The organism is Seohaeicola saemankumensis (assembly GCF_021021435.1).
GTDB lineage: Bacteria > Pseudomonadota > Alphaproteobacteria > Rhodobacterales > Rhodobacteraceae > Seohaeicola.
In genome coordinates, this window is record NZ_JAINWI010000010.1 from 128,749 (window position 1) to 152,025 (window position 23,277).

General features: G+C 59.8%; 25 protein-coding genes and 1 tRNA gene. 17 read left to right on the forward strand and 9 right to left on the reverse strand.

Going from position 1 to position 23,277, the window contains the following annotated elements:
• Positions 1-125: 125 nt before the first annotated feature.
• A complete protein-coding gene (locus tag K7H22_RS07300) occupies positions 126-1,361 on the reverse strand; it encodes an acyl-CoA dehydrogenase family protein (protein WP_230800076.1) in 1,236 nt (411 codons plus the stop codon).
• Positions 1,362-1,706: 345 nt separating this feature from the next.
• Entirely contained in the window at positions 1,707-2,297 is a 591-nt protein-coding gene (locus tag K7H22_RS07305) for a DUF6680 family protein (RefSeq protein WP_230800077.1), read from the reverse strand.
• 286 nt (positions 2,298-2,583) lie between these two features.
• Between K7H22_RS07305 and K7H22_RS07310 the strand changes: the two genes are divergently transcribed.
• From K7H22_RS07310 to K7H22_RS20235, 8 genes are all read left to right on the forward strand, one after another.
• Entirely contained in the window at positions 2,584-2,748 is a 165-nt protein-coding gene (locus K7H22_RS07310; protein ID WP_230800078.1) for a hypothetical protein, read from the forward strand.
• Between the two features lie 127 nt (positions 2,749-2,875).
• Positions 2,876-3,502 (forward strand): recombinase family protein, encoded by a 627-nt coding sequence (locus tag K7H22_RS07315; RefSeq protein WP_230800079.1) that lies wholly within the window; start codon positions 2,876-2,878, stop codon positions 3,500-3,502.
• 360 nt (positions 3,503-3,862) lie between these two features.
• Positions 3,863-4,723 carry a hypothetical protein gene (locus K7H22_RS07320; RefSeq protein WP_230800080.1) on the forward strand — a complete coding sequence of 287 codons (861 nt, stop codon included), beginning with the start codon at positions 3,863-3,865 and terminating at the stop codon, positions 4,721-4,723.
• Between the two features lie 115 nt (positions 4,724-4,838).
• Positions 4,839-5,120, forward strand: coding sequence for a hypothetical protein (locus tag K7H22_RS07325; RefSeq protein ID WP_230800081.1), 282 nt, complete (start codon positions 4,839-4,841; stop codon positions 5,118-5,120).
• Positions 5,117-5,491, forward strand: a complete 375-nt coding sequence (locus K7H22_RS07330; protein WP_230800082.1) for a hypothetical protein — start codon at positions 5,117-5,119, stop codon at positions 5,489-5,491. Before K7H22_RS07325 ends, K7H22_RS07330 begins: the two co-directional genes overlap by 4 nt.
• 36 nt (positions 5,492-5,527) lie before the next feature.
• Entirely contained in the window at positions 5,528-6,493 is a 966-nt protein-coding gene (locus K7H22_RS07335) for a hypothetical protein (protein WP_230800083.1), read from the forward strand.
• 70 nt (positions 6,494-6,563) lie between these two features.
• A complete protein-coding gene (locus K7H22_RS07340) occupies positions 6,564-6,815 on the forward strand; it encodes a hypothetical protein (protein ID WP_230800084.1) in 252 nt (83 codons plus the stop codon).
• Between the two features lie 109 nt (positions 6,816-6,924).
• Positions 6,925-7,305, forward strand: coding sequence for a hypothetical protein (locus K7H22_RS20235; protein ID WP_419248163.1), 381 nt, complete (start codon positions 6,925-6,927; stop codon positions 7,303-7,305).
• Here K7H22_RS20235 and K7H22_RS07350 read toward each other — a convergent pair.
• The 3 genes from K7H22_RS07350 to K7H22_RS07360 form a co-directional block, all read right to left on the reverse strand.
• A complete protein-coding gene (locus K7H22_RS07350; protein ID WP_230800086.1) occupies positions 7,203-8,567 on the reverse strand; it encodes a tyrosine-type recombinase/integrase in 1,365 nt (454 codons plus the stop codon). The two genes, K7H22_RS20235 and K7H22_RS07350, sit on opposite strands and share 103 nt — an antisense overlap.
• Positions 8,568-8,659: 92 nt before the next feature.
• Positions 8,660-8,745 (reverse strand) — tRNA-Leu (locus tag K7H22_RS07355).
• 144 nt (positions 8,746-8,889) lie between these two features.
• Positions 8,890-10,545, reverse strand: a complete 1,656-nt coding sequence (locus K7H22_RS07360; RefSeq protein WP_230800087.1) for a peptidoglycan-binding domain-containing protein — start codon at positions 10,543-10,545, stop codon at positions 8,890-8,892.
• Between the two features lie 128 nt (positions 10,546-10,673).
• Here K7H22_RS07360 and lipB point away from each other — a divergent pair, with 128 nt between their 5' ends.
• From lipB to K7H22_RS07380, 4 genes are all read left to right on the forward strand, one after another.
• Positions 10,674-11,324, forward strand: coding sequence for a lipoyl(octanoyl) transferase LipB (gene lipB, locus K7H22_RS07365; RefSeq protein WP_230800088.1), 651 nt, complete (start codon positions 10,674-10,676; stop codon positions 11,322-11,324).
• 106 nt (positions 11,325-11,430) lie between these two features.
• Positions 11,431-11,853, forward strand: a complete 423-nt coding sequence (locus K7H22_RS07370; protein WP_230800089.1) for a c-type cytochrome — start codon at positions 11,431-11,433, stop codon at positions 11,851-11,853.
• Positions 11,854-12,108: 255 nt separating this feature from the next.
• Positions 12,109-13,779, forward strand: coding sequence for a cytochrome c oxidase subunit I (gene ctaD / locus K7H22_RS07375; RefSeq protein WP_230800090.1), 1,671 nt, complete (start codon positions 12,109-12,111; stop codon positions 13,777-13,779).
• 154 nt (positions 13,780-13,933) lie between these two features.
• Positions 13,934-14,434 carry a DUF2244 domain-containing protein gene (locus K7H22_RS07380; protein WP_230800091.1) on the forward strand — a complete coding sequence of 167 codons (501 nt, stop codon included), beginning with the start codon at positions 13,934-13,936 and terminating at the stop codon, positions 14,432-14,434.
• Between the two features lie 142 nt (positions 14,435-14,576).
• Here the strand turns inward: K7H22_RS07380 and K7H22_RS07385 are convergent, their stop codons facing one another.
• Positions 14,577-15,035, reverse strand: a complete 459-nt coding sequence (locus K7H22_RS07385; protein WP_230800092.1) for a GatB/YqeY domain-containing protein — start codon at positions 15,033-15,035, stop codon at positions 14,577-14,579.
• 252 nt (positions 15,036-15,287) lie between these two features.
• Between K7H22_RS07385 and carA the strand changes: the two genes are divergently transcribed.
• Together carA and K7H22_RS07395 are read left to right on the forward strand one after the other, a co-directional pair.
• Positions 15,288-16,457, forward strand: coding sequence for a glutamine-hydrolyzing carbamoyl-phosphate synthase small subunit (gene carA, locus K7H22_RS07390; protein ID WP_230800093.1), 1,170 nt, complete (start codon positions 15,288-15,290; stop codon positions 16,455-16,457).
• Positions 16,458-16,607: 150 nt separating this feature from the next.
• On the forward strand, positions 16,608-18,512 hold the full coding sequence (locus K7H22_RS07395) for a glycosyltransferase family 2 protein (protein ID WP_230800094.1): 1,905 nt from the start codon (positions 16,608-16,610) through the stop codon (positions 18,510-18,512).
• On the opposite strand, the gene K7H22_RS07400 is transcribed toward K7H22_RS07395, so the two are convergent.
• Positions 18,496-19,149, reverse strand: a complete 654-nt coding sequence (locus K7H22_RS07400) for a GntR family transcriptional regulator (RefSeq protein ID WP_230800095.1) — start codon at positions 19,147-19,149, stop codon at positions 18,496-18,498. The two genes, K7H22_RS07395 and K7H22_RS07400, sit on opposite strands and share 17 nt — an antisense overlap.
• 101 nt (positions 19,150-19,250) lie before the next feature.
• Here K7H22_RS07400 and K7H22_RS07405 point away from each other — a divergent pair, with 101 nt between their 5' ends.
• From K7H22_RS07405 to K7H22_RS07415, 3 genes are all read left to right on the forward strand, one after another.
• Positions 19,251-19,895 carry a pyrimidine 5'-nucleotidase gene (locus tag K7H22_RS07405; protein ID WP_230800096.1) on the forward strand — a complete coding sequence of 215 codons (645 nt, stop codon included), beginning with the start codon at positions 19,251-19,253 and terminating at the stop codon, positions 19,893-19,895.
• A gap of 121 nt (positions 19,896-20,016) precedes the next feature.
• Positions 20,017-20,256: a hypothetical protein gene (locus K7H22_RS07410; RefSeq protein ID WP_230800097.1), complete on the forward strand. Its 240-nt coding sequence runs from the start codon at positions 20,017-20,019 to the stop codon at positions 20,254-20,256.
• 63 nt (positions 20,257-20,319) lie between these two features.
• A complete protein-coding gene (locus tag K7H22_RS07415) occupies positions 20,320-21,522 on the forward strand; it encodes a UbiH/UbiF family hydroxylase (protein WP_230800098.1) in 1,203 nt (400 codons plus the stop codon).
• Positions 21,523-21,592: 70 nt separating this feature from the next.
• Here the strand turns inward: K7H22_RS07415 and K7H22_RS07420 are convergent, their stop codons facing one another.
• The gene (locus tag K7H22_RS07420; RefSeq protein ID WP_230800099.1) at positions 21,593-22,720 is read right to left on the reverse strand and encodes an aminotransferase class V-fold PLP-dependent enzyme; all 1,128 of its coding nucleotides are present in this window, start codon (positions 22,718-22,720) and stop codon (positions 21,593-21,595) included.
• Positions 22,721-22,811: 91 nt separating this feature from the next.
• Positions 22,812-23,267, reverse strand: a complete 456-nt coding sequence (locus K7H22_RS07425; protein ID WP_230800270.1) for an Lrp/AsnC family transcriptional regulator — start codon at positions 23,265-23,267, stop codon at positions 22,812-22,814.
• Positions 23,268-23,277: the final 10 nt, after the last annotated feature.

Genomic DNA, 23,277 nt, shown 5'->3' on the forward strand with positions numbered 1-23,277 from the left:
GCGTTTCATCTTGCCACAGGTACTGAGGCAAGCCTTGCTGCGCAGGATTTCTGCATCCTGTTTGAACCGCGTTCGTGAAAAAGGGGCTCCGAAAAGCCCCTATTTGATGTCTGAGAATCACATGCTCAGACTTTTTCCTGCGTGTATTTTTTCAGTTCAGCCCGCGCCACCTGCCGACGGTGCACGGCATCCGGCCCGTCCGCCAGACGCAGGGTCCGCACATGGGTCCATTTATGCGCCAAAGGCGTGTCCTGGCTGACACCCTGCCCGCCGAACATCTGCACCGCCTCGTCGATCACCTTGAGGGCGACGCGGGGTGCGATCACCTTGATCTGGCTGATCCACGGTGCTGCGGCGCGCTTGTCGCCCTGATCCATGTACCATGCCGCCTTGAGGCACAGCAGGCGCGCCATCTCGATCTCCATGCGGCATTCCGCGATGATATCGAAATTGGCCCCCAGTTGCGCCAGCTTTTTGCCGAAGGCCTCGCGCGCCAATGAGCGCTTGCACATCAGTTCCAACGCGGATTCCGCCTGCCCGATGGCGCGCATGCAGTGATGGATACGACCGGGCCCCAGACGGCCCTGGCTGATCTCGAAACCGCGCCCCTCGCCCAGAAGCAGGTTTTCGGCAGGCACGCGCACATCCTTGAACCGGATATGCATATGGCCATGCGGCGCGTCGTCATTGCCGTAGACTTCCATCGGGCGCAGAATCTCGATCCCCGAAGTGCCCGCAGGCACCACGATCATCGAATGGCGGGCATGTTTGGGCGCGTCATCCCCGCCTGTCTTGACCATGACGATATAGACCTTGCAGCGCGGATCTCCGGCGCCCGAGGCCCACCATTTTTCGCCGTTCAGCACATAGCTGTCGCCGTCGCGCACGCAGGACATCGACACATTGGTCGCGTCCGAGCTAGCCACATCGGGTTCGGTCATCAGATAGGCTGAACGAATCTTGCCGTCCAACAGCGGGGCCAGCCATTCCTGCTTCATGGCCGCTGTGCCATAGCGCTCGAACACTTCCATGTTGCCGGTATCGGGTGCGGCGCAGTTGAACACCTCGGCCCCAAGAGGCGTCTTGCCCATCTCTTCGGCAAAATAGGCGTATTCAACCGTGGTCAGGCCAAACCCTTTCTCGCTATCGGTCAGCCAGAAATTCCACAAACCTTCGGATTTGGCCTTGGCTTTCAATCCTTCCAGAATCTCAGTCTGGCGGGCCGTGAACTGCCAACGGTCTTCCTTGTCGATCTCGGCGTGATACGCATCCTCCAGAGGCATCACCTCGTCGCGGATCATCGCGGCGACGCGGTCCAGCAGCTTGCGATTCTCGGGGCGCATCCCGAAGTTCATATTCATGCCTATTTCCTCCCTGCGAAAATCAATTCCACGGGATAACAGCACGTCAGGCGCAGGATGGAAAGCACGGAAAACAGCACGAGACGCGGCGTCGCACCACGCAGGCTCTGTTTCGGCTGACTGTATCAGGAGGGCGGGTCCCGGTTGAACCGGCCTGATTGGTGCGGTCGAGAAGACTAACCAACTCTACCTGAACACCTCTATACACCTGTTTTTTTATAGAATAATCAGAACCGCTTGTCGCCCATGTGTCCCAAAACGTGAGCTATTTGTGTCTCACAAAAGCGCGGCGAAGTCTAGCGTATGGCAGCCTTAAAAAAGGCTCGGCTAGGAAAAAGGAGCCAACTAACTGTTGTCTGTTTCTGTCTTCAACGACGCTTCGAGAGCCACACCTGCTTCAGGCTTATGTTCTATCCGTGACCCCTTCTTTTCGTCGGAGATATAGACTGGCAGCGGTCGCGCGCCGATCAGAACACCTATGAGAGCGTGCCTCAGCGTCCTTTGGTCTTGCTCATCATCTGCCCAGCCTTGGGGCGCATAAGCACCGTTGAGGATTGTGATTTGTTCTACTGGCAACCCCACCGCTCGCGACATGTTGGACAATAGGTGAGCGATGGCGGTTTGAAAGTTTTCGTTTAGCCGCGTGGTCGCTTCCCTTTGAGACCATAAGGGATCGTTAAGTATGTCCAAGGCCCTGTTATATTTCTCCATCACTACCTTGTTGTTGTGGAAGTGGACGGGAACAAGATTGAAGGCACCCACAAAGTCCAGACTGGTCGGGTGCCGCCTGTATCGCATCATCGTCGCATAAACTGAACGCTGTGCGTCTTTTCTAGCCGACCTCCCTTGGTGCCAAAGGGTTATCAGAACCGCTAGAACGGGACCGCAGAAGGTAGCGAGAACTACCGCCCAATCCACTTGCGACCAATCAATCATGACGCCTCCCCTGCCTCTTGCCGCTTCACGCGCAACGGCAATTCTCCAGAGCGCCCGCGCGTTTAGCAAGCCCAGATTATTTTACTGCAAAAATGCGACACCCAAAGATAGATAGAGAGGCACCGCGTGTCCCCCCGTGGGGGCACCCTCGGGACACCGTTAGCTCCACCTGCGAGAATGCTCCTAAAGTGAAGCAAAAACAATAGCTTGACTATCGTTCCTGCGCTGCCGATGTAGAGGAGGCGAGGCCTCATGCCCGCCTTCACATCTACGCAAGGAACACCCCATGATCATCTTCGACATCCGCCTCGGGCGCTTCTCTATCCTCGCCCAGCGCGAAACCGTTAGGCATCCCTTCAAGGTGACCCGAGAGGGGTCGGGAATTGTCGTCTTCGACCTCCCGTTCACCACCGTCACCTTCATGAACCACCGGAAGGCTGAAGCTATGTAACGCATGGGTATACTCTCACGTTACATGACTTAAATAGGCCAGATGCGTAACATTAGGGTTGACCGGATATTTAAGTGACTGTAACGGATATGCAGATATCCAAAAGTTACACACCGGAGAATCTGACATGACCTCTGCGATAGCCAACGTCGCCACCCTGAAACAGACTGTGGAGGCCCGTGGAGGTGCCCTTGTAGGTTACGCAAGGGTGTCCTCAGCGGGCCAGTCGCTTGAGGTCCAAACCACTGCCTTGGAGAAGGCTGGGGTCGCCACGCGTCATCTGTATGCGGAGAAGGCCAGCGGCACGAAGCGGGAGGGGCGTGAGCAGTTGGCGCACATGCTGCGAAGCCTGCGCAAGGGCGACTGCGTGGTTATCACGCGGCTGGACCGGCTTGCACGCTCAACCCAAGACCTTCTGACCATTGCGGCGCAGATCGAGGAGACAGGGGCCGACCTCACGGCGCTGGAACAGCCTATCAACACCGCATCGCCCGAGGGTCGCTTGTTCTTCACGATGCTCTCAGCATTCGGAGAGTTCGAGACCGAAATCAGGAAGGCCCGCCAGCGCGAGGGTATCGCCGCTGCGAAGGCCAAAGGCGACGAAAGCCCCTATAAGGGACGCCCCGCCAGTATCGACGCAGCAAAGGTTTGCCAGCTTCGAGAGGAAGGCGTCGGTCCTGCGGAAATTGCCAGAAGGCTCGGTATCAGTAGGCAGTCGGTGTATCGCGTTGTCAGCGAGACCAAGACCGGCTGACGACAGAACATCAATTCACCCACTCCCTAGCCCTAAGAAAGCCGAGACCAGTGTCTGGGACGCCCGATAGCAGAATATATTGAACCCACCCCCCTAGCATAAGAGAACCGACCCTGAGCGGTCCCCTTCCGATGTAGTAGCGGCATCGCCAAGGGCGGCTCGGCGACGACGGGCGGTTCTCCTGTGCAAGTCAAGTGATGTTGACTTCGCATTTTCGTTCCGGTGCCCGCCTCGGTGACCTCATGGGTTGTCGGGGCGGTTTCCTTTTGGCGGATGCCTGCGAAGGGGCCTCATCTGTGCTTTTCACAACTTGTCACACGACCACCAACCACCAAAACGCATGCAACAGGGACCGATGACATGCAGAACAGAACTCTCACGAATATCGACCGGAACAAGATCACCACCGACGCCACCTTCCGACATCGCTCAGGCCCCGATAGCGGCATCCATCTGGCCGCGCTCAGGAAGACCTTGCGGAACACCGGAAGGCTGGACGCTGTGCTGGTTTGGCAGGAGGCAGATGACAAGGGCACCGCAACGGGCCGCTTGGTTCTTCTCGACGGCCATTATCGCCTTGCAGCCTATCGGGCGGAGCAATCCGCCGGGAAGATCGAAGGCCGGGGCATCCCCGCGATGCTGATATCGGGCAACCGTATGGAAGCCCATCTCGCTGCCCTCATGGCGAACTCGAAGGACACCTTGCCGCTCACCATGCAGGAGCGCCTTAACGCGGCATGGAAGCTGGTGCAGGCTTACCCGAAGACGATCTCGAAGCCGCGCTTGGCGAGGGCCTCGGGGGTCTCCGAGCGCACCATCTTGAGCATGCGCCAACAGTTCAGAAAGTTCACCGAGGCGGGTGAAACGCCAACCGGGAAATGGCTCATCGACCGTAGGTTCCCCGTAAAGAGCGATTATGAGCCGCCCTCAGATGCCGCGCGGCAGGCGATGGTTGCAGCCCTGTCCCAAGCCCTCAAAGCCGCCTTGAATGAGGTGAGAACCCGTGACGTGGAAATCATCGGGGACGCGCTACAGGAAGCCCTTGGGGTGCGCCAGTTGGCCAGCATCGCGGATTACCTCGGGGGCGGCGATGAGGAAGACGACCGGGACACCTCATGGATGGAACCCGACATGAACGAAGGCGGCTTCCTCGATGCCGATGACGGTGACTTCAGAGGAACCCGGACGGAACCCCGAGAGGTGCCCGCGAGGCTGAATTGAACGACCCCAACCACGCAACCATAGACCACGCAAATTGCGCGGTTCACACATCCTCAACGCGCCCCTGTCGGTCCTCCCGGCGGGGGCGTTTTCAATTCCATAGAAGGAAAACGAGATGACGGACACCATCCGCATCGACCTTGATGCAGTCCGGGTCTACCGGAACAAGAGCGAGTATCGAACCACCCAGCGGGCAAGGTCTTCTCTCGGTCACGAGATCATCGGTGACGGGCCGATAGTCTCGAAGCTCGCAGCCATTCTCCGTGCGGAAAACCCACAGTTTGAGGGCCTTCTCGCGGTCTACCGAGGGGACACCCCCTGTTTCATCCCGACCCCCCTCAAAACGGCCTTTTTCTCAGCGCCCCAACCGAAACAACTGCGGAGGAGACCCAGATGATCATCACTTACACCCGCCCCGCCAAGACGAAGGCAACCGCCGTGGGGGAACGAAATCGCGCTCGTTGGACCCGCTACCTTCGCAAGAAGCTCGTTTCGATGGTTCCGACCATAGAGATCATGAGTGCCGAGGAAGGCGCGACAAATGCCGCACGGAATATGCCTTGGGATAATCGCCCATGCTGGATAACCACCCGCATCCGCATCGACCAGATGGCCGTGATCGAGATGCTCCAAGCGCGGCATCTCAAGGCCACCGGCAAGGAAATCTCTCGGGCTGAAGTTCTGGCAGCACTCATGGCCGAGGGTCTGGAACGCATCCTCGGACACGCAAACTTCGGCGGCTCGACCGCTGACACCACCAACGGCTAACGCCGCCCATCAACTGAAAAAGCAAGGAACATCATCATGGCAAACTGGATTACAGCAACTGGCGAGATCGAAGGTTCAGCATCGACACTGACCAGCCCCGACAGCCCCGCTCCCCTCGGAGGGTCAGGCCCCAGCGACGGCGGTTTCCGTGGGCGCGACACCTCGGCAGGCTTCACGGCACGCGCGAACGACGACGAAAGCGAGGGCGTCATGGCCACTGTGCGCTCACAGGCAGGCAGCCCCATCATGACCCGCAACCCCAACGGCAATGACCTGATCAAATACCAAGGGGCGACGATCACACTGGACGTGGCCGCACATCTGGGTCTCGTGAACCGCAACCCTGACGGCTCGTTCTCCGACAAGGCCACAACTGCAGCACTGAAAGACCCGACCTCTGGGGCCAAGGCTCCGGCAGACAAGGCCAATGAGAAGAGGGCTGAAGCGGAAGACGATACGGTGACCTTCGGGGAGAAGGCTCAGGCAACCCTGCAGGAGCTTCTTGCCACCCAGAAACATCACCCCGGCAACATGTTCCGAGCCGTGGACAGCGTGCTGCATACCGGCGACTTGGACGCGACAGCAATCGAGCGCATGGCATCCATCGAGGGCGTAGAGCCTGCTGAGATGCGGGCCAAAGTCGAGACCGTCTGGCAAGGTGCATACGACACGGGCACAGACATTCTTGCCGAGGCAGGCATCGAGGACGAGGACGCCTTCCAAGCGTTCATCACCTCGGACCTCAGGCGCAAGTCGGAGTTTACCGAGGCGGCTCGGAACCTCTTTGTTCACGGGAAGCCGGAAGGTCTTCGCGCCATGGCTGAGGCCTACCTACCCGCGATGGACCGTTATGAAGGTGCCCGTGTGAAGGCGATGCTGACCGAGGCCGGTTGGCAGTTCTCCGAAAAGGCAGGAGGAGGCATCAACGTCATCGTTCACGGGACACAGGTGCCATGGGAGGTGGCCGTGAAACAGAAGATCATCACCTTCTCGCGCGGCTAATACCCGCCCAACGCGCCCCTGAGCATCCTCGCTCGGGGGCACCATCACACCAGACAGAAAGGATGCCGACATGGCTACTCCATACAGACCCAAGGTCACCGAGGGCGCACCCGGCGGCTTCGACCCGAAGTGCAACCAATCGACAACTGCAGGCGTGACGTTCAGCGGCACCCTATCGGCGGCTGAGGTGGCCGCAAAAGCTCAGACCCGATACGCAGAGCGGCACGCCGAACAGGAAGCTTACAGACGTGCGAAGGAGGTTCAGAAAGGACAGCCCAGCGGAGACCAGAAGCGGTGGCTCTCCCAAGAGGAAATCACCTGACCAATCATCCCCTCATGGCCCAGCGGCTGTGGGGGATTTTTTTCGGGTCCAGCGCCTCGGGCGCACCGCCAAGGAGATCGCTGCCGAGATCGGTGAGGAACTGATCGCGGTGAAACATAAGCTGGCCCACGGGGAGTATGAACCGTGGTGTGAGGAGAACCTGACGTTCACCAAAAAGACCCGTGCGATCTACATCAAGGTGGCTGAGGTCAAAAGTAACTCGTGGGTTACTTTTCAGCAGGCCAACAGCATCCGCGAGATGTTGGACTTCAAGGACACCAAGCCGGAACCCTCCACGGCACACCGAGCGGCCACCCTCGACGACCTCCGCAAGGTGGAACATCTGAGGGCCAAGCGGGACGAGCCTCAATCCGATTTAGGGGGGGCCTACAGCGCCACTGCGAGGGCTTTTTGCATGGCCTCAAAAGCCGCCTTCAACCTTGCCTCCCCTCCCCCATACACTCGGTCGCCCACACCTCCGAGAGAATGACCGAGGATGCGGTTTTCGTCACGGTGATCTACGCCCGCTGTCACCAAACGGTCCTTCATGTTGTGCCGCAAAGAGTAGACCACATGGCGGGGGTCATTGGTAACGGCACGAAGGTGCTTCATGAGCGCTTGCGATACGGCATCGGGGCCATTCTCTCGGGCGTAACTTGCGAACAGCATATGGGAGCCGTCACGAGACAGCGCCAAGGCTTCCTTCATCGCGTCCAATGCGTCACCCACAAGAGGCACCGCTCGGATGCTGGTCTGTGTTTTCACGCTCCTGTCTTCATGCCACCGGACCCAGATGTGAGGATATCGGTGGTCAAAGAAAACATCTTCGACGCGTAGTCCGACAACCTCAGCGCCCCTGCATCCGGTTCCCTCAAGGATGCGCCAGATCAGACCAAGTTCAGGACGCCGCAACTTGCCCGTCATGCGGGTCCGCATGGCTTCGAGAACGGGGGCCGGAAGCGGGTCGCGAAGTTCCCATTCGGTCTGCGGGGCCTTGTTCGGTGTAGCCAGTGAAATGCCCTCGAACGGGTTCTTGGCTTCCTTCTCAAGGTCGAATGACTTGACCGCCAAGTTGACCATAGTGGAGACCATATCTAACTCCCGCCGGACAGTTCGAGGGGCCAAAAGTTTGCCGCCTTTACCGTTTGCAGCGACACCCAGCATGTAGTCTCGAAGCTTGCGCCCGTGCGCGTCCTTCAAGTCAACCAACGGCAGCTTCCCGAGCGGCCCCAACGCGGCCTCTACCCGACGACAGACGCGCTCCAAACGGTTCTTCTGGTTGCGTCCGGGGTTGTCCCCAAGCCGTTCCTGCTCATACATGCGCTTGGCATCCAGCATGGTGACAGGCGGCTCTTCGGCATCTGGCATCATCAATGCTCTGATCATGGTGGGGTCTGCACCTCGGCGATGTAAATCATCCGCTAGGACTTCTTGCCGATCATCATCACTCAGATTGCCGACTATTCCCTCCTTCATGGCGGTGACTTCGGCGACAGCTTCGCGCCAATGCTCAAGCGGCGAAAGGACACCCTGCCCTGCCCCCCTGCGCTTGGCCTTCGCAACGATCTTTTCATATTCGGCGAGGAGTGCTTCTTGTTCTCTTACCAGCGCGGCACCCTCGCGAGCCTTCATAGACACCTGAAAAAACTCTTCTCCCAAGACCCCAGCAACAGCTTTAGGGAAGCGACGGCGGAACCGTTTGCGGCCTCCTGAGAGTTCATCAACGTATTTGAGTTTCATCATCACCACCATCGCAAGTGTCCCATATGTGTCCCGTTTTGTGTCTCGGGATGGGCGCGATATGCCTGATAGCCTTAAAAAACAGGCCCCTCAAGGGGGTGATTTGGTGCGGTCGAGAAGACTCGAACTTCCACGGGAGTTACCCCACAGCGACCTCAACGCTGCGCGTCTACCATTCCGCCACGACCGCACGTGATCAGGTAACGTGGGGCCGTATAGACAATGCCCGCAAGCTTGTGAAGGGGCTAAATGCAGCCGCAGCGCCGGAGCGGCACAGAGTTGCGGCAGGGGCCGATCCGGCCCCTGCCCTGTCGGTTGCGGTCAACCCGCCGCCCTAATCCAGCTTGAAGGCAGGCAGACCGGCAGGCTGGGCTTGTGGCAAGGGCATACCGCCCCCCAAACCTGTCGAAGCGGCGCGCAGAAGTTCGACCCGCTCGGGCTGGCCCGGCGCAAAGACGACATCCTGATCACCCTCAAGCGCAGCGATTGCGACCCCGTACCAGTCCTGCGCGCGTTCTACCGAACGGTCGGTGCCAAAGCCCTGTGACAGATGATGGCCCACCAACTCGGCATAGGGCGTCTTGCCGATTCCAACCAGCAGCAGCGCCGATCCCAAGGCCACTTCCATCCGGTCACGTCGATATCCGGTATAGAGGCAGATTTCGGCCGTGCTTTGCAACTGCTCCATCGACATGGACGATCCCAGCACGAATTTCTGCACCTCGGCACGGACCTGTCCGCTGTCCTTGTCGGCAAGCATGGCCGTAAACGGGGCTAGTGCCGGTCCGAAAGCGTCGCATTGCTGGTCAACCTGCGCTTGGGTCAGGCCCTGAACCTTGGCCACCATATCCTCGCCCTTGCCGATGGCATAGGTCCGCGTCAGGCAGAACTGTTCGCTCAGCGCAAGGTCGGGATCGCCGAGGCTGGCCAATGTCACGAAACCGCCGTTGGAATTGGTCAGCAGGCTGACCTTGCTGCAATGGCTGGCCAGTGACGGGGCCTCGCGCATGGGGGTGGCGACCATCGGCAGCGGCTGGATGCCGCCCAGTCCGGCAGAAGGGGCGGCGGCCATGACCGTGGCCGAGGGCGCTGTTGGTGCAAGTTGCGGGATGGCCGGTGCCGGAGAGGCCACCGCCGCCATCACGCCGCCTGTCGCGCTGTCGCTTTCCCCCGAAAGCTGGCAAGCCCCCTGACGGCAGGTGAACATCGCAGGGGTTGCGTTGAAGGCCAGAAAGTCGTTTCGGGCATAGCCTTGCGGGGTCGAGGCAAAAACCATGACCGAGCAGCTATTGGCCCCGCACCAGAAGGAACTGCCTGTCACCGAGGTGTCGATCAGGTAATCGGTGCGCCCATCGCCGTTCAGATCGGCAAGCTGGATAAAGCCCGAGCGCTGCATGAGTTGTTCTGCCGTCGGTTCGGAACTGGCGGCGATTTCGTCCACCGCTGCTGATACTTCGGATGGCATGCCGCCGTAGTTGGAAACGCGGCTGCCGCTTGTGCCTCCCATCGCCTCGTCCCGCCAGACGACCAACAGACCCTTGACGCCCTGCGGGTTGGTATTCATCTCGCGGATGACTTGCGGCCCGCCGATCTGCGCGCGGTTGTAAGACGTCACGAGGAAATCCCGTTCATAGGGCGTCAGTTGCCCCGTCGCAGGAAAGCCCAGATGCGCCTGATACTGTGCGACGGCCGCGCGCGAGCGCTGCCCCATCACACCGTCGGCTGTTCCGGCTGGAAAGCCGAAATAGTTGAGCGACGCTTGAACCTCGCGGTTCTGCTGGCGCGCGGCAGTATTGACGTTGCTACGCGGCTGCACGTTGCGTGTCGTTGTGGTGGTCGTCCGCTTGTTCTTGTGAACCTCGTTGACGATCACACCGCCGATAATACCCCCGACAATAGCGGCTCCCAACCTGTCAGCCGAAGCCTGTGTTGCGGGCAACGAAACGCACAATGCGGCCACGAGGCCGAGCTTGATACGGCTACCGGTCATTTCAAAATCTCCCAGATGTGCTAAAATAATACTTGAGACTACCTCAATATTTGCCTTTTCCAAAGAAATTATGCACCACCACAGCCGGACCGCTTGGGGTTCGACCGAAAGGCGAAGGCGTGAATAGCATGGTAGAGTGGATCACCTCCCCCGGATTGACCGATTACCGCCTGGCCGAGCAGGAGATGGAACGCCGCGTGGCCGAGGTCGCGGCAGGCACAGCGAATGAGGCGATCTGGCTGCTGGAGCATCCCCCGCTCTATACAGCGGGAACCAGCGCAAACCCCAAAGACCTGATTGATTCCGGGCGATTTGACGTCTTTGAGTCCAAGCGCGGCGGTCAATACACCTATCACGGGCCGGGACAACGTGTCGTCTATGTGATGCTGGATGTGGGGCGGCGCGGCCATGACGTGCGCCGGTTCGTACAACAGCTCGAAGCGTGGGTGATCGACACATTGGCCGGTTTCAGTGTCGAGGGGCATATCCGCGAGGGCCGTGTCGGGGTTTGGGTGGAACGTCCCGACAAACCGCGCGGACCCGATGGCGGGATCACCGAGGACAAGATTGCGGCCATCGGTATCCGACTGCGCAAATGGATCAGCTTTCACGGTATCTCGATCAATCTTGACCCCGCGCTCGAACATTTCTCCGGCATCGTTCCCTGCGGCATTTCCGAGCACGGTGTTACCAGTCTGCGTGATCTAGGCCGCTCGACCACGATGGACGAGTTGGATCAGGCCTTGAAAACGGGATTCGGGCGGGTCTTCGGCGAATAGTCGCAGGCGAAGCGCCAAGTTGAAATCACTGTTGCACGCCCTATGTGAACCATTATCAATAAGGGTAGGAATGCACAGCTACCCACCAAACCAAGAGGTCGAACACATGAAATTTCTGATCACCGCATCCGCAACCTTGATGGCCCTGTCCGCCCCCGCTTTTGCCGAGGGTGATGCCGCCAAGGGCGAACGCGAGTTCAACAAATGCAAAGCCTGCCATATGATCCAGGCGGATGACGGAACGGATATCGTCAAAGGCGGCAAGACCGGTCCGAACCTCTATGGCATCATCGGTCGTGCTGCCGGCGCGCAGGAAGGTTTCCGCTATGGCCCCGGCCTGACAGCCGCCGCCGAGGGCGGTCTGGTCTGGGACGAAGAGAACCTTGCAACTTATGTGCAAGACCCCAAGGCATTTCTGGTCGAAGTGACCGGCGATTCCGCTGCCCGCTCGAACATGAGCTTCAAGTTGGCGAAAGGTTCGGAAGATGTGGCGGCCTATCTGGCATCTGTCGGACCCGCCACGAACTGATCGCGGCCTCTTTTTCAAGGAAAATAACCCCTTCGCAACAGGTGGCGAAAGACCCGGCTTGACGCCGGGTCTTTTTGTTTTCAGCACCTTATGCCCTGTGTCAGGCCGCATTTACACAAATCAGGGTGCGACAATATACATTGATTCAGATCAATTTCGCGGATTGCCGTTGACGCCATGCCATTCTAAACAGGGCAGGAACGCCGCGCGAGGAGTCTTCCTTGCGTGAATAAACCACCTACAGGAGGCAACCGCATGGCCGACGCAGCCATTCACAGCCACGGACACGAGGACCAGCGCGGGTTTTTTACCCGGTGGTTCATGTCCACGAACCACAAGGACATTGGCATCCTTTACCTGATCACCTCGGCGGTGGTCGGTCTGATTTCCGTCACCTTCACCATCTATATGCGGATGGAACTGATGGAGCCGGGTGTCCAATATATGTGCCTCGAAGGCGCAAGGTTCATCGCCTCCTCTGCGGAATGTACCCCGAACGGTCATTTGTGGAACGTGATGATCACGTATCATGGCGTCTTGATGATGTTCTTTGTCGTGATTCCGGCCCTGTTCGGCGGGTTTGGCAACTACTTCATGCCGCTGCAGATCGGCGCACCGGACATGGCTTTCCCGCGCATGAACAACCTGTCTTACTGGATGTATGTGGCTGGCACCGCCCTTGGCGTTGCCTCGCTGCTGGCGCCCGGTGGCAATGACCAGCTGGGCTCGGGTGTGGGCTGGGTGCTTTACCCGCCTCTGTCGACGAACGAGGGCGGTTTCTCGCTGGATCTGGCTATTTTCGCGGTGCACGTGTCGGGAGCCTCGTCGATCCTTGGTGCGATCAACATGATCACCACCTTCCTGAACATGCGTGCCCCCGGCATGACACTGTTCAAGGTGCCACTGTTCGCATGGTCGATCTTCGTCACATCATGGCTGATTCTGCTGTCCCTGCCGGTTCTGGCGGGTGCGATCACCATGCTGCTGACAGACCGCAATTTCGGAACAACCTTCTTTGACCCCGCAGGCGGCGGCGATCCGGTGCTCTACCAGCACATCCTGTGGTTCTTCGGCCACCCCGAGGTGTATATCATCATCCTGCCGGGCTTCGGCATCATCAGCCACGTGATCGCGACCTTCTCGCGCAAGCCGATCTTCGGCTATCTGCCGATGGTCTGGGCGATCATCGCGATCGGCGCATTGGGCTTCGTCGTCTGGGCCCACCACATGTATACCGTGGGCATGTCGCTGACGCAGCAGTCCTACTTCATGATGGCGACGATGGTGATTGCTGTGCCAACCGGTGTGAAGGTATTCAGCTGGATCGCTACAATGTGGGGCGGTTCCGTCACTTTCGAGACACCGATGCTCTGGGCTTTCGGCTTCCTGTTCCTGTTCACCGTAGGTGGCGTGACCGGCATCGTGCTCAGTCAGGCGGCGATCGACCGTGCCTACCATGACACCTATTATGTGGTGGCCCATTTCCACTATGTGATGTCGCTGGGGGCAGTGTTTGCGATCTTTGCCGGTATCTACTTCTATTTCGGCAAGATGACGGGTCGTCATTATCCCGAGTGGGCAGGCAAGCTGCACTTCTGGATGATGTTCCTCGGCTCGAACCTGACATTCTTCCCGCAGCACTTCCTTGGCCGTCAGGGCATGCCCCGCCGCTATATCGACTATCCCGAGGCTTATGCCCTGTGGAACTACTGGTCGTCGATCGGGGCGTTCATATCTTTTGCTTCGTTCATCTTCTTCTTCGGCATCATGTTCTACTCGCTGTTCCGTGGCGCACGCGTCACCCAGAACAATTACTGGAACGAGTATGCCGATACGCTGGAATGGACCCTGCCCAGCCCGCCGCCCGAGCACACGTTCGAGCAACTTCCCAAGCGGGAAGACTGGGACAAAGGCCACGCCCATTAAGGCGAGTGACATGACGATAAAAGGGCCCCTCGGGGCCCTTTTGCATTGCGTCACAGTCCTATGGGACTGCGACACCTGCCCGCAGTGCCGCACCTTTACCTGCGCGCCAAAGGCATTAGTTTTCGGAATATTCTGAACAGCGAACCGACGCCTTATGCCCTATACATGGACCGATCCCGACCCGACCAGCCGCAACCTGACACTCTGGCCCCACCGCTCGCTTCCGCGCCGTGGCATGGCGGCTTTTGTGTTGGGTACCTTCACGCTGATCACAATCCCGCTTTATCCGCTGCTCGGCACCGCTGTGATGTGGGGCCTGCTACCTTTTCTAATGGCTGCGGTCGCCGCTGTCTGGTGGGGGCTGGAGCGCAGTTATCGAGATGGCAACATCCTTGAAGAACTGACGCTGGATGCGCGGCATATCCACCTGACCCGTACCAACCCCAAGGGCGACCGTCAGGAATGGGATTGCAACAGTTTCTGGGCGCGGGCCGAGTTGCACCCGAAGGGCGGGCCGGTGCCCTTCTACGTCACTCTGACCGGCAATGGCCGCACAGTCGAGATCGGCTCGTTCCTGTCCGAGGACGAGCGCAAAGCCTTGTTCAATGATCTTTGCGAGGCATTACGCAGCGCCAAATCGGATAATATCGGATAATAGTGACAGATAGGCAGTGCAGGATTTTTTTGGGAGGCCGGCAAAGCGATCCGTGGCGCGGCATCACCTCGCAGCCCGAAAGCAAAAAAGCCCGACCTGAAACCAGACCGGGCCGTGTTGTATCTTTCGTTGCCGCAGAGCCTTAGCTGAGCCGCGCCTTGATCATGGGACCGACCGCGCCGAAATCCATTTGTCCCAGATATTTGGTCTTCAACTCGCCCATGACCTTGCCCATGTCGCGGATCGACGTCGCGCCGGTCGCCGCAATGGCGTCGGAAACAGCGGTGTCGATCTCGGCTTGGGTCAACTGGCGCGGCAGGAATTCCTCGATCACGGCGATCTCGGCCCGCTCGCGTTCGGCCAGATCAACACGGCCGCCTTCCTCGTAGGCGCGCACGCTTTCCATGCGCTGCTTGGACATCTTGCCCAGAATCGCCAGAACCTCGGAATCCCCGACACCTTCGGAATCCGCATCGACGCGCGCCGCGATATCACGGTCCTTGATCGCGGCGTTGATCAGGCGCAATGTCGACAGGCGATCTGCCGCCTTGTCTTTCATGGCTTGTTTGAGGGCCACGTTGACCCGCTCTCGCATATTCATTCTGTCCATTCCTCGGGTTTGTCCCAAAGGCGACACATAGTGTGTCCACCCCGCAAGAGCAACAGTTCTGCCCCTTTGCGCGCCCTTGTTTATAAGGCCAAGCGTGATGACTTTACGGCACGCTGGCCCTTGACCATGGCAGGCCCTACCCTTAAACCTCCGCAAGTTTGCCCGCGCCCTGCGCTTGCGGTCACGGTCGGGTCAAATCTGCCCGCCAGACCCGTGCTGCCACATCCGAACCGGAGACACCCGATGACCCAGACCCACTCCCCTCGCCCGACGGCCTGCCTTGCCCTTGCGGATGGAACATTGTTCTACGGTCGCGGTTTCGGTGCCACAGGCGAGACACAGGCCGAGCTTTGCTTCAACACGGCGATGACAGGCTATCAGGAAATCATGACCGATCCGTCCTATGCGGGGCAGGTTGTGACCTTCACCTTCCCCCATATCGGTAATGTCGGTGTGAACCCCGATGACGACGAAACCGCCGATCCGGTTGCCGCAGGCATGGTGGTGAAATGGGACCCCACCGAGCCTAGCAACTGGCGTGCAGCGGAACATCTGACCGGATGGCTGGAAAAACGAGGCCGCATCGCGATCGGCGGTGTGGATACGCGACGCCTGACCCGTGCGATCCGCCAACAGGGGGCTCCGCATGTCGCACTGGCCCATAACCCCGACGGAGTTTTCGATATCGAGGCGCTGGTTGCCCGCGCGCGCGCCTTTTCTGGCCTCAAGGGGCTGGATCTGGCCAAAGATGTGACCTGCGCGCAATCCTACCGCTGGGACGAGATGCGCTGGGCGTGGCCGGATGGCTATGTCCGGCAGTCCGAAGCCAAGTTCAAGGTTGTCGCCGTGGATTACGGCGCGAAACGCAACATTCTGCGCTGTCTGGCCTCGGTCGGTTGCGACGTTACGGTTCTGCCCGCCACGGCCACCGCAGATGACGTCATGGCCCACAGCCCCGATGGTGTGTTCTTGTCCAACGGCCCTGGCGATCCGGCGGCGACCGGCGCTTATGCCGTGCCGATGATCCAGGGCATCCTGAAGCATGACCTGCCCGTCTTCGGGATCTGCCTTGGTCACCAGATGCTGGCCCTCGCCCTTGGCGCCGAAACGATCAAGATGAACCACGGCCATCACGGGGCCAACCATCCGGTCAAAGATCTGGAGACCGGCAAGGTCGAGATCACGTCGATGAATCACGGTTTTGCCGTCGACAGCCAGACCCTGCCGCAAGGCGTGATGGAAACCCATGTCTCGCTGTTTGATGGATCAAATTGCGGGATACGACTGGCCGACCGGCCGGTCTTTTCTGTGCAATACCACCCCGAAGCCAGCCCCGGTCCGCAGGACAGCTTCTACCTGTTTGAACGCTTTGCGGCGCATATGGCGACACGAGCGGATAAAGTTGCCGGTTAAGCACCTGTTAAGCAGCGCTTAACTTATGATCTGCACTCTGGGTCGGCAGCTTGCGGGATTATCTCCCGCGGCGGAACCAACCGGGGTCAGCGAATGTTGCTATGGCATGGCGAAAATCAAGTGGTGCAAGGGCCCTCTAACTCTGCACTGATGCCCGATGACAGGGCCGAAAATGGACTGGCCCGCTATCTGGTGGATCGCAAGCTTGTGACGGTCGGACAGATGCTGGCGGCCAGAATCCAAATGCGGCAGGACCGGGTCGGGCTGGCCGATATCGCCGTGAACGAAGGCTGGTTGTCGGCGGATCAGCTTCTGGCGGCACGCGCTGACTGCATGTCCCTGCAACTGGTCGATCTTGTGGACATGCCGCCCGATCCGTTGCTGATGCAGTTGCTCGACCCCGCAACATGTCTGCGGCTGCAGATACTGCCTTGGCGGACGAGGCCAGATGGCACGCTCTTGATGGCCACAGCGCGCCCCGAGGGTTTCACCGAACGTTGCGCCCAATTGCCCGCCCCGTTTCACCGAACCGAACCCGTTCTTGTTTCACCGTCCGGTCTGGAGGCAGCGATTTCCCTGTTCTGGCGCGCGGAAATGACCGACGCTGCGCTTCTCCGCGTGCCCGAAATCGAAAGCTGTCGCGGCTGGGCGCGGGCCGGTTGGCGCCGCTACACCTTGCTTGCAGGCCTCGTCATGGTAGCGTTTGCGCTGTTGTTGGTCTTTCCGACCGGCAGTTTCACCTTTCTTGTCGGTTGGGCTTTGGCCACGTTGCTGGTAGCCGCCTTGCATCGCACTGCGGCTATCGCGGCATTCGTGTTGCAACGTCCGGACAAACCGCCCGGTCCGGCGCAGACTTCACCGCGTGGACTGGTGCAGGCGGCAGGTGCAGGCCAGCGCCCTGTCGTATCGATCCTTGTACCATTGTTCCGCGAACCCGAAGTTGCCGAAATTCTTATCCGCCGATTGGAAAAACTACGTTATCCCAAGGCGTTGCTGGATGTTCTTCTTGTCCTTGAGGAATGCGATACGATTACCCGCACGGCACTTGCCAAGGCCAGATTGCCGCCCTGGATAAGGGTTGTCACCGTTCCCGATGGCCAGCCCCGAACCAAGCCGCGTGCGATGAACTATGCGCTGGATTTCTGCCAGGGCGAAATTGTCGGCATTTACGATGCCGAGGATGCCCCCGATCCCGACCAGATTGATCTGGTCGTTGCGCGCTTTGCGACCGCCCCGCCCGATCTGGTCTGCCTGCAAGGTGTGCTGGATTATTACAATCCGCGCCAGAACTGGCTGGCCCGCTGTTTTACCATCGAATATGCCAGTTGGTTCCGCGTGATGATGCCCGGCATGGTGCGGCTTGGCTTTGCGATCCCGCTAGGTGGCACAACGCTGTTTTTCCGGCGCAAGGCGCTAGAGGAACTGGGCGGATGGGATGCCCATAACGTGACCGAAGACGCCGATCTCGGCTTTCGTTTGGCGCGCCATGGCTACCGGACCGAGATGATCGCGACCACCACCCATGAGGAGGCGAATTGCCATCTACTGCCGTGGATCAAGCAACGCTCGCGCTGGCTCAAAGGGTATATGGTTACCTATCTGGTGCATATGCGACAGCCGCGCCAGTTGCTGCGCCAGTTGGGACTATGGCGGTACATCGGCTGTCAGACCCATTTTGTCACGGCGCTATCGCAGTTTTTGCTGGCACCGGTCCTGTGGTCCTTTTGGCTGATCGTCTTTGGTCTGCCACATCCGCTGGATACTGTTCTTTCGCCGGTGCTGCTGACGCTGATCGCGCGGCTTTTCCTGTTGGTCGAGTTGCTGACGATCACCGCCGGATTGCTGGCCGTGTCAGGCCCCGCGCACCGGCATTTGATGTTCTGGGTGCCGACGCTGCATTTCTATTTCCCGCTTGGTGTTTTCGCCGCCTACAAAGCCCTTTACGAACTGGTGACAGCACCTTTCTTCTGGGACAAGACAGCACATGGCCATTCCATGACCCCGCGCCGCCGCAGCAGCAGATTTGACAGGCGCAATTCTATTCCAAACTCTTGAGAGTGCCGCTGTCCAGTTTCAGACGAGTCACGAAAGCCTTGGAGATATGCTCCCGCAACGCCTCATAAGCCGCCATTTCATCGCGGTTCTCGATCGCGGTGACGATTGCGGCATGTTCGGCCAAAGCAACCTCTCCCCGCCCCTCGGCCGCCAGCGACGTGGTCGCCATCAAAGCCATTGACCGGTGCACAAGGTCCAACTGCTGCACGAGATAGCGGTTATGCGAGGCCAGATGGATCTGTTTGTGAAACCGGCGGTTTGCGCGGGCCAGCCCCTTGGGATTGCCCAGCAGGGCCTGATCGGCATCGACCATATCACGCAACACGCGCGCCTCTTCAGCGGTGGCATGGCGCGCGGCCAGTCGGGCGGCCAGACCTTCCAGTTCGGCACGCACGACGTAAAGTTCGCTCAATTGGTTGTGGTCCAGCGAGGCCACGATCAGACTGCGCCCGTCGCGTGTCAGCAGGGATTGGGTTTCCAGCCGCTGCAATGCCTCGCGAATCGGTGTGCGCGAGACACCGAACCGGTCCGCCAGCTCGCTTTCCACCAGACGATCACCGGGACGGTAAATCCCGGTGTCAATCGCCTCGAGTATCAGGGTGTAGGCGTCTTTCTGCACCGGTTTGAGATCCTTCATCCGTGCCGTCTCCTTTTTCATCAGCGCAGACTATCGCCGCGCCATGCCGTGAGGCAAGGCCAACTGTTGCAGAGCAGGCGCGGGCGCGGTAGCGTCGCGCCATGCCAAAGCAGCATTTTTCCCACGTGACAGGCTGGGTCTTTGATCTGGACAACACACTCTATCCGCCGCAGGCGCGTCTTTTTGACCAGATCGAGGTCAGGATGACGCAGTTCGTGATGGATTCGCTTGGCGTGGACCACGCCCGCGCAAACCATTTGCGCCATCACTACTGGCGGACCTATGGCACGACTTTGGCGGGACTGATGCGGGAACATGATGTCGACCCCGCCCCCTATCTGACGCATGTGCATGATATCTCGTTGGACCATCTCGAGGTGGATCAGGCGCTGGCCGACCATATCCGCGCGCTTCCGGGCCGCAAGATCGTCTATACAAACGGATGTGCGCCCTATGCCGAAAGGGTCATTGCGGCGCGCGGGTTGTCTGGGCTCTTCGATGCGATCTACGGTGTCGAGGATGCCGGTTTTCTGCCGAAGCCCGAGGCACAGGCCTTCGAAACGATTTTTGCCCGCGACGGTTTGGACACGCAATCAGCCGCGATGTTCGAGGACGATGCGCGCAATCTGGCAGCGCCCCATGCGATGGGGATGCAAACCGTCCATGTGGCCCCAAAGCCAATGAAAGCCGATCACATACATCACCATACGGACGATCTGACAGGATTTCTGGCGCGGCTCGTCTAGCAGTTGGTGCCTTTTGGCTGCGGCACCTCGCCGCGCTGCGTCAATCTGGTTCTTCTGTGACAGGTGGAAACCTATATGTCGGGCATAGCTTAAATGCCCGCCATGCAAAGGACCCCATTTGATGAGCAAGATCGACACCAGCCTTGCCGCCGATATCGACACTTCAAGGGACGCAACCACCGAAACCAAAACAAAAACGGCCAAGGCTGACCCCGTTGGCCTTATTTTGGTGCTCACCCTCTTCGGCATCATCCTGTGGGGGCTGGCGATTGCCGCCTTCGGGATACCAGGTCTCTATATTCCCGCTGTGATCGCCGTTCCGGTCATCTTCGTGCTGCTGATCCTGATTTCGCGCGGATGACGTAATGCCGCTTGGACCTTTCTGCTTGCACGCCCTAAGTAGGGCTCAAGCAGGAGGTTCATCATGCGGCAATTCGATTTCGATATCCTCGTATCCGGCGGCGGTGTTGCGGGTCTGACGGCGGCGTCCGTCTTCGGCAGCACGGGCTTTTCCGTACTCTGCGTGGATCCCGCCCCGCCCGTCACCGACCGCGAGGCGGATGGAGCGGATCTTCGTACTACCGCATTCTTGCAACCGGCCCAGGCCCTGCTGGATCGCGCGGGCCTGTGGGAGCGTCTTGCACCGCATGCCGCGGGCTTGCAGATCATGCGGATCGTGGATGCGGGCGGGCCAGAACCAGAGCCTCGCCTGACAAAGGATTTTGACGCCTCGGACATTTCGGAGAAGCCTTTTGGCTGGAACCTTCCGAACTGGTTGCTGCGGCGCGAGATGGTGGCACGGTTGGACGACCTGCCCAATGTCACCTTCCGTCCCGGCACCGGCGTCAGCACCGTTTTCACTCGGCAGGCCGAGGCGCGTGTCGGTCTGTCGGATGGCACGAGCGCCCGTGTGCGCCTTGTGATCGCCGCGGACGGTCGCCATTCACCCGTGCGTGACGCTGCGGGCGTTCCTGTCAAAACAACACGTTACGGGCAAAAGGCGCTGGCCTTCGCGGTCACCCATCCGGTCCCGCACAACAATGTCTCGACCGAAATCCACCGCTCGGGCGGGCCTTTCACGCTGGTGCCACTGCCCGATTTCAACGGGATGCCATCCTCGGCTGTGGTCTGGATGGAACAGGGCTCCGAGGTGTTGCGCCTTGCTGCTTTGCCGCCAGCGGTATTCGAGGCGGAGATGAATATCCGGTCCTGCAATCTCTACGGTCCGCTGACGCTGGCGTCGCGCCGCACGGTCTGGCCGATCATCAGTCAGGTGGCGGAACGCATGTATGCCGAACGCGTGGCGCTGGTGGCCGAGGCCGCGCATGTCGTGCCGCCGATTGGCGCGCAGGGCCTGAATATGAGCCTTGGCGACATGCGTGTATTGCTGGAATTGGCTGAGGCCGCGCCCGACCGCTTGGGCGACGCTGCGATGCTCGAAACATTCCACAAGCGCCGCCATACCGAAGTGCGCACCCGTGTAGCGGGGATCGACCTGCTTAATCGCGCCTCGATGATATCGGCACAGCCTTTGCGCGACCTGCGCGCGGCAGGCCTGAACGCGATCTATTCCTTGGCGCCGGTACGTCGCACGATGATGCAGATGGGGCTTGGCGCCAAAGGCTGAACGCTGCATTTTTGCGGCCCCCGTCGGATGCCTCCGGCGGGGATATTTCCGGCAAGAAGAAACGGGGCGCTTAAAGCACCTTGTCGATTACGGCTTTCAGGCGCGCCAGCGTGGCGGGCACATCATAAAGCTTGTCCAACCCGAACAGCCCCAGACGGAAGGTGCGAAAGCCCGCAGGTTCGTCGCATTGCAAAGGCACACCTGCCGCGATCTGCATGCCGAGGGCCGCGAATTTCTTGCCATTGTGGATATCGGGATCATCCGTATAGCTGACCACGACCCCCGGCGCGCCGAACCCGTCTGCCGCGACCGAGACCACGCCTTTGTCTGCCAGCATGGCACGCACGCCATTGCCCAGATCCCATTGCGCCTGACGCAGCGCCTCGAAGCCGTAATTGCGGGTCTCCAGCATTGTGTCGCGAAAGGCGCGCAGGGCATCGGTGGGCATGGTGGCATGATAGGCATGCCCGCCCCCCTCATAGGTCTGCATGATCGTGTACCATTTCTTCAGATCGACCGCGAAGCTATCGCTGCTGGTGTGCTCCAGCCGCTCGATCGCGCGCTGCGACAGCATTACAAGACCCGCCGAGGGCGAGGCCGACCAGCCCTTTTGCGGGGCCGAGATCAGCACGTCCACGCCGGTTGCCTTCATATCTACCCAAGCGCAACCCGATGCGATGCAATCCAGCACCATCAGCCCACCCACATCATGCGCGGCGGCGGCCAGCGCGGAGATGTAATCGTCGGGCAGGATCAATCCGGCCGATGTTTCCACATGCGGCGCGAAGACGACATCCGGTTTGGCGTCACGGATCGCGGCTGTCACCTCGTCAATCGGAGCGGGCGCGAATGGCGCCGTAACACCATTTCCGGTCTGGCGCGCCTTGAATACAGTTGTTTTTGAAGTGAACTGTCCCGCGTCGAAAATCTGGCTCCAACGGTAGGAGAACCAGCCGTTCCTGACCACCAGCGCATGGGCATCATGGCCGAACTGCCGCGCTACCGCCTCCATCGCATAGGTGCCGCCACCGGGGACGAGGGCGATACCATCGGCGTTGTAGACCTCTTTCAGCATGCCCGAGATATCGCGCATCACCTGCTGGAAACTTGCGCTCATGTGGTTCAGCGAGCGGTCGGTAAACACGACCGAGAATTCCAGCAACCCGTCAGGGTCTACATTGGTCAGCAGGGCATTCATCGGCATCTCCTCCTCGGGCTTTGCATACCCATTGGGTATAGTGGCGCAGGCCCAAAGGCCAAGCATCTTTTGCAAGACCTATCCGACAGGGTCACAGTGGCCCCGGACGCCGCTCCTCGGACAACAGAACATTCGCCTCGACATCGCCCACGCCCGGCAGGGTCATGATGCGGCGGCGCAGGACGCGTTCAAAGTCGGAGATGTCCCGCGCCACGACGCGCAGGCGGTAGTCGTAAAGTCCAAGGATATGCTCGACCGTCTGCACTTCGGGGATGGCGGTCACAGCGCGCTCGAAATCCTCAAGGCTGACACGTCCCTTGGTGGCCAGCTTCACCCCTAGAAAGACCGTGACGCCAAAGCCCAGCTTCTCGTGATCCAACACCAACCGCCGCGTTTTGACAACACCCGCCTCCTGCAACCGCTTGATGCGCCGCCACGTGGCCGGTTGCGACAAACCCAGACGCCGCCCCAAGGCCCCCGCGCTCAGCGTGGCATCATCGACCAATGCGCGCAGGATCGCGCGGTCCGTGTCGTCCAGATCGGTCAGGGATAGTGTC